Origin of the sequence: Azoarcus sp. TTM-91 (assembly GCF_012911025.1) — a bacterium.
In the GTDB taxonomy this organism is placed as follows: Bacteria; Pseudomonadota; Gammaproteobacteria; order Burkholderiales; family Rhodocyclaceae; genus Azoarcus.
Genome location: NZ_WUEI01000187.1, coordinates 1 through 5386 on the forward strand (window position 1 = coordinate 1; position 5386 = coordinate 5386).

The 5386-nt window shown below is 71.3% G+C and carries 5 protein-coding genes; 3 read left to right on the forward strand and 2 right to left on the reverse strand.

Translation table 11 applies throughout. The annotated features are described in order from the left end of the window. Positions 1-33: 33 nt before the first annotated feature. Complete coding sequence (locus GRF61_RS23150; protein WP_169152973.1) at positions 34-408, reverse strand: sensory rhodopsin transducer; 375 nt, start codon at positions 406-408, stop codon at positions 34-36. 55 nt (positions 409-463) lie between these two features. Then, positions 464-2275, reverse strand: coding sequence for a thiamine pyrophosphate-requiring protein (locus tag GRF61_RS23155; protein ID WP_169152974.1), 1812 nt, complete (start codon positions 2273-2275; stop codon positions 464-466). Between the two features lie 88 nt (positions 2276-2363). Between GRF61_RS23155 and GRF61_RS23160 the strand changes: the two genes are divergently transcribed. From GRF61_RS23160 to GRF61_RS23170, 3 genes are all read left to right on the forward strand, one after another. Beyond that, positions 2364-4394 (forward strand): glycoside hydrolase family 15 protein, encoded by a 2031-nt coding sequence (locus GRF61_RS23160; protein WP_169152975.1) that lies wholly within the window; start codon positions 2364-2366, stop codon positions 4392-4394. After that, positions 4391-4927, forward strand: coding sequence for a hypothetical protein (locus GRF61_RS23165; RefSeq protein WP_211166163.1), 537 nt, complete (start codon positions 4391-4393; stop codon positions 4925-4927). The genes GRF61_RS23160 and GRF61_RS23165 overlap by 4 nt, the downstream gene beginning before the upstream one ends. Before the next feature lie 83 nt (positions 4928-5010). Beyond that, a partial coding sequence (locus GRF61_RS23170; protein WP_169152976.1) for a hypothetical protein occupies positions 5011-5386 on the forward strand: 376 nt, incomplete at its 3' end.

Here is a 5386-nt window from a genome sequence, read left to right on the forward strand (position 1 = left end):
GGCTGGGGCCGTGGAACGGTGGGGCGCGGCCGTTCAGCCCGCGTAGGCCAGGGTGCTGAGCAGCGCGAGTTCGGCCTGGCGGGCGTCCAGCCGGGTGTGCTGGACGACGATGGGGCGGTCGGATTCGATGAGGCTGGCGTAGTCGGTATCCAGCGGTACCGGTTCCGGCTCGCGCAGGTCGTTGAAGCGCAGGTGCAAGGTGCGCCGCGCCGGCACGGTGACGCGGTAGGGGCCGGCGGGCTCGCGGTCGGTGAAGTAGAGGGTGATGCGCACGTGGGCATCGTCGTCGCCGGTGTTGAGCAGGCAGGCGGTTTCGTGGCTGGCGAGCTGGCGGCTGGCGTCGCCGCGCGGCACCGGCAGATAGCCTTCGGCGATGGCCCAGCGGGTCTTGCCTATCGGTTCGCTCATCGTGGGTCGCTCCGTGCGGGTGAAAAGGTCGGGCCTCTGCCTGCGGTCCTTGGCCTCAACCCTTGCCGATGGGGAAGAGGTGCTCCCAGGTTTCGCGCAGCGAGGCGAGGATGAGCGCCTTGGCGTCCGGGTCGCCGCGCAGGGCGGAGAAGTAGGCCAGGGTCTGCTTGGCGGTGAGGTGGGGCGGAATCGGCGGGATGTTGGGATCGGTCACCATCTCCACCAGCGCCGGCCGGTCGGCGGCGAAGGCGGCGTCCCAGGCGGGCGCGACTTGCTCCGGCCGGTCCACCCGTATGCCCTCCAGGCCCAGCAGGCGGGCGTATTCGGCATAGGGGAAGGCGGGTACCTCCTGGGCGTCGGCGAAGCGCGGGTCGCCGCCCAGCGCGCGCTGTTCCCAGGTGACTTCGTTGAGGTCGCCATTGTTCAGCACCATCACCACCAGCCGCGGGTCGCTCCACTCGCGCCAGTGGCGGGCGATGCTGATGAGGCCGGTGATGCCGTTCATCTGCATGGCGCCGTCGCCCACCAGGGCAATCACCGGCCGCTGCGGATGGGCGAACTTGGCGGCGAGGGCGTAGGGCACCGCCGGCCCCATGGTGGCGAGGCCGCCGGACAGCGAGCCCATCATGCCGCGCTTGAGCTGGATGTCGCGGGCGTACCAGTTGGCGGCGCTGCCGGAGTCGCAGGTGAGGATGCTGTCCGCCGGCAGCCGCGGCGACAGCTCCCAGAACACCCGCTGCGGATTCACCGGCTCGCCCGGGTTCAGCGCGCGGCCCTCCATCACCCGCCACCAACGGTCCACCCAGCCGGTGATGTCCTTGCGCCAGCCGGCGGCGTCCTTCTGTTCCAGCAGCGGCAGCAAGGCGCGCAGGGTTTCGCGGCTGTCGCCCACCAGGCCGAGTTCCATCGGGTAGCGCAGGCCGATCATGCGCGGGTCGATGTCGATCTGCACGCCGCGCGCCTTGCCCTCCGGCGGCAGGAATTCGCTGTAGGGAAAGCCGGAGCCGACCATCAGCAGGGTGTCGCAGGCGTTCATCAGGTCCCAGCTCGGCTTGGTGCCGAGCAGGCCGATGGCACCGGTGACGTAGGGCAGGTCGTCCGGCATCGCCGCCTTGCCCAGCAGCGCCTTGGCCACGCCGGCGCCCAGGCGGTCGGCCACCGCGATCAGCTCCTCGGTGGCACCCAGCGCGCCGGCGCCCACCAGCATCGCCACCTTCTTGCCGCGGTTGAGGATGTCCGCCGCGCGCAGCAGTTCGGCCGCCGCCGGCACCTGGCCGAGGGCGGTGTGGCCGATGCCGCTATGCACCGTGCCATGCTCGCGCGGCGGCTCGGCGGCGGGCAGCTCCTGCACGTCGTTGGGGAAGATGATGCAGGTGACGGCGCGGCGGTCGCGGGCGATGCGCATCGCCCGGTCTACCAGGTGGCGCACCTGCTCCGGCGTGGTCGCCATGTGCACGAACTCGTGGGCGACGTCCTTGAACAGGGAGATGAGATCCACCTCCTGCTGGTAGTCGCCGCCGATGGCGGAGCGCTTCTGCTGGCCGACGATGGCCACCACCGGCTGATGATCCAGGCTGGCGTCGTAGAGGCCGTTCAGCAGGTGGATGGCGCCCGGCCCGGAGGTGGCCAGGCAGACGCCGACCTCGCCGGTGAACTTGGCGTGGGCGCAGGCCATGAAGGCGGCCAGCTCCTCGTGGCCGGCCTGGATGAAGCGCATGCCCTCGTCCGGCTTGTCCGCGGTGCTGGCAGTGAGGCGGCCGAAGGCGCCCATGATGCCGTTGATGCCGTCGCCGGGATAACCATAGATGCGCCGGACCCCCCATGCCGAAAGGCGTTCCAGCAGATAGTCGCCCACAGTCCGTGTCATGCCGTGCTCCTCGAAAGGCTTGCGGCAGGGGGTGCAAGCGACGTTCCCGCGCTTGCGGCCGGGCCCGCGGTTTGCAGGCCCGGCGCGCATGTCAGCCTCTGTCTCCCCCTCCGCCCCCGGCCCGGACCCGCAGGCCGACTCAGGCGCCCTGGTGCGCGATCCCGCTGCTGCCGAACCCTATCCGGCCATCGGCGATTACGCCCTCATCGGCGACTGCCGCAGCGTCGCGCTGGTGTCGCGCACCGGCTCCATCGACTGGCTGTGCCTGCCCCACTTCTCCGCGCCCTCGGTGTTCGCCGCGCTGGTGGACAAGGCGCGCGGCGGCCGCTACCTGCTGCGGCCGGCGGACATCCTTTCCTGCCGCCGCCGCTACGACGGCGACTCGGCGGTGCTGGTCACCACCTACCACTGCCGCGACGGCATCCTCAAGGTCACCGAGGCGATGAGCCTGTTGCCGGAGGACAGCGGCGGCGAGGAATTGCAACCCCAGCACGAACTCCTGCGCCTGGCCGAATGCGTGGAAGGGGAGGTGAGGCTGCAGGCCGAGTTCGAACCGCGCCCCGGCTATGGCGCCCGCGGGGTAAGGCTGCGGCGGCGCGGCCGGCTGGGCTGGTATTGCGAGGTCGACCCCGGCGGCCGCTACCGCAACAAGGGCACCGGCGCCCTCTACCTGTACGGCGACATGGACCTGCAGGCGGAAGCCGGCGGCGCCCGCCTGCGCGGCCAGATGCTGCTGCGCGAAGGCGACTGCTGCCGGCTGGCGATGGTCTGGAGCGGCAACGGCATCTGCGTGCTGCCGCCCGCCAGCGAGGTGGGCGGCCGCATCGCCGGCACCCGCCGCTGGTGGATGCAATGGGCGGGCAAGAGCGCCTACCGCGGACCCTACCGGGAGGCGGTGCTGCGCAGCTGCATCACCCTGAAGCTGCTCACCTACCGGCTCTCCGGCGCGGTGGTGGCGGCGGCCACCACCTCGCTGCCGGTGCACCAGGGCGGCGAGCGCAACTGGGACTACCGCTACTGCTGGCTGCGCGACACCTCCATGCTGCTGCAATGCCTGCTGGATCTCGGCTTCCGCAGCGAGAGCGCCGCCTTCATCGACTGGCTGCTGCACGCCACCCGGCTCACCCGGCCGCGGGTGGATGTGATGTACGACGTGCATGGCAACCCGGTGCCGCGGGAGGACATCGCCCGGCTGGAGGGCTATCGCGGCTTGGGGCCGGTGCGCATCGGCAACGCCGCGTCGGAGCAACTGCAGCTCGACATTTACGGCGAGGTGCTGCTCACCGCCCGGCGCTACGTGGAGCAGGGCGGCGAGCTGGACGGCCACGAGCGCCGCCTGCTGCTGGACCTGGGCGAGGCGGTGCGCCGGCACTGGCGCGAGCCGGACAACGGCATCTGGGAAATCCGCCTGCCGCGGCGCCACAACACCCATTCCAAGGTGATGTGCTGGGTGGCGCTGGATGCGCTGCTGGCGGTGCATGGCCAGCTCGGCCTGGAACTGGACGAAGAAGCCTGGCGCGCCGAGCGTGCCGCCATCCGCGATGACATCGAAACCCACGGCTACAACGCCGACCTCGGCAGCTACGTCGGCTACTACGGCGGCACCGCGCCGGATGCCAGCCTGCTGCTGCTTCCCCGCTACGGCTACCTGCCGGCGGACCACCCGCGCATGCGTGGCACCTGGACGCTCATCCAGCGGCAGCTGGCCAGCGGCGAACTGCTGTACCGCTATCCCCCGGGCAGCGAGTACGACGGCGTCGGCGGCGCCGACGAAACCTTCCTGCTGTGCAGCTACTGGCAGGTGGATTACCTAGTGCGGCTGGGCGAGTACCCGCGCGCCCGCGACATTTTCGAGCGGCTGGCGGCCCGCGCCAACGATCTCGGGCTGCTGGCCGAAGGCATCGCCCCGGACAGCGGCGAGCCTGCGGGCAACTTTCCCCAGGCCTTCAGCCACGTCGGCCTGGTGGTGGCGGCGCTGGCGCTGGCCACCGCGCCCGAGGGCGACGGCCGCGACTCCGGCGCGGGTGGGCGCCGCCGCGCATACCACGGCGGCCTCGCCGGCTTCCCGGAAGACGGCCTGTCCGGCGGCGATACACAAGCGGAGCGGGAGGAACCATGAGCGAAACGGAGCGACTTTCGATGCAGGCGGCAATGGAGGTGGACATGGCGCTGGCGGTGCTGGGCATCCTGGTGTGGGCGGTGATCGCCACCCTGGCCATGAGCTCGCTGATGTTCGTCAGCCAGTTCCGCGGCTGGTCGCGGCTGGATCTGCCGCTGCTGCTGGGCTCGCTGTTCACCGGCGACCGCGAGTCCGCCAGCCTGCTGGGCTTCCTGCTGAACTTCGCCGGCGGCTGCCTCATCGCCTTCCTCTACTACTTCGCCTTCGCCTTCGGCGGCAGCGGTGCCGGCTGGTCGGCCGGGCTGGTGGCCGGGCTGGTGCATGGGCTGGTAAGTCTTACCGTATTTCTCCCGGTGCTTTCCCATATTCACCCCCGGCTGGCGTCGGAACACGATGGCGCCGGCGTGCGCAGGCGTCTCGAGCCGCCAGGTTTCCTCGCGCTCAACTATGGTTACCGTACGCCCTTGGTCGCGCTGGCGGCGCACGCGGTTTACGGCACCGTGCTCGGCGCCGGATTTCGTCTCCTGATGTGAGGCCGGGCGTAACTGGCGCGGAACATGCTGCGCTCACCGGGCAAGCGTTCCGGCGCCGCCTTGGCTGGCGGCAGGAGGTGGAGATGCCCTGTACCGTTCATTGCCTGGTCAGCGACGACGAGCAACTGGCGCCGATGCGCGAACGCATCGCCCGCGCCGGCATTGCCGACGAGCGCGTCTACGTGGTCTGGCGCGGCCCCGAAACACGCACCCCCGCCGGCGCCACCCTGCGCGCCTGGGGCTTCATGCTGGCCCCGGCGGCGTGGTGGTGGTCGCAGGCGATGCGCGAGTGGCTGATCGCCACCGAGCATGTGGTGGCGCCCAGAGGCGATGCCGCTGCAGCGGCGCAGGCGCCGGCCCAAGCGCCCGCCCGCCAGCCTGCCATCCGCGGCAGGGGGGCCGCCAAAGCGCGCGGCAAGGGTGCCGGCCCGGCGGCGAAATCCGGCCGTGCGGGGGCTG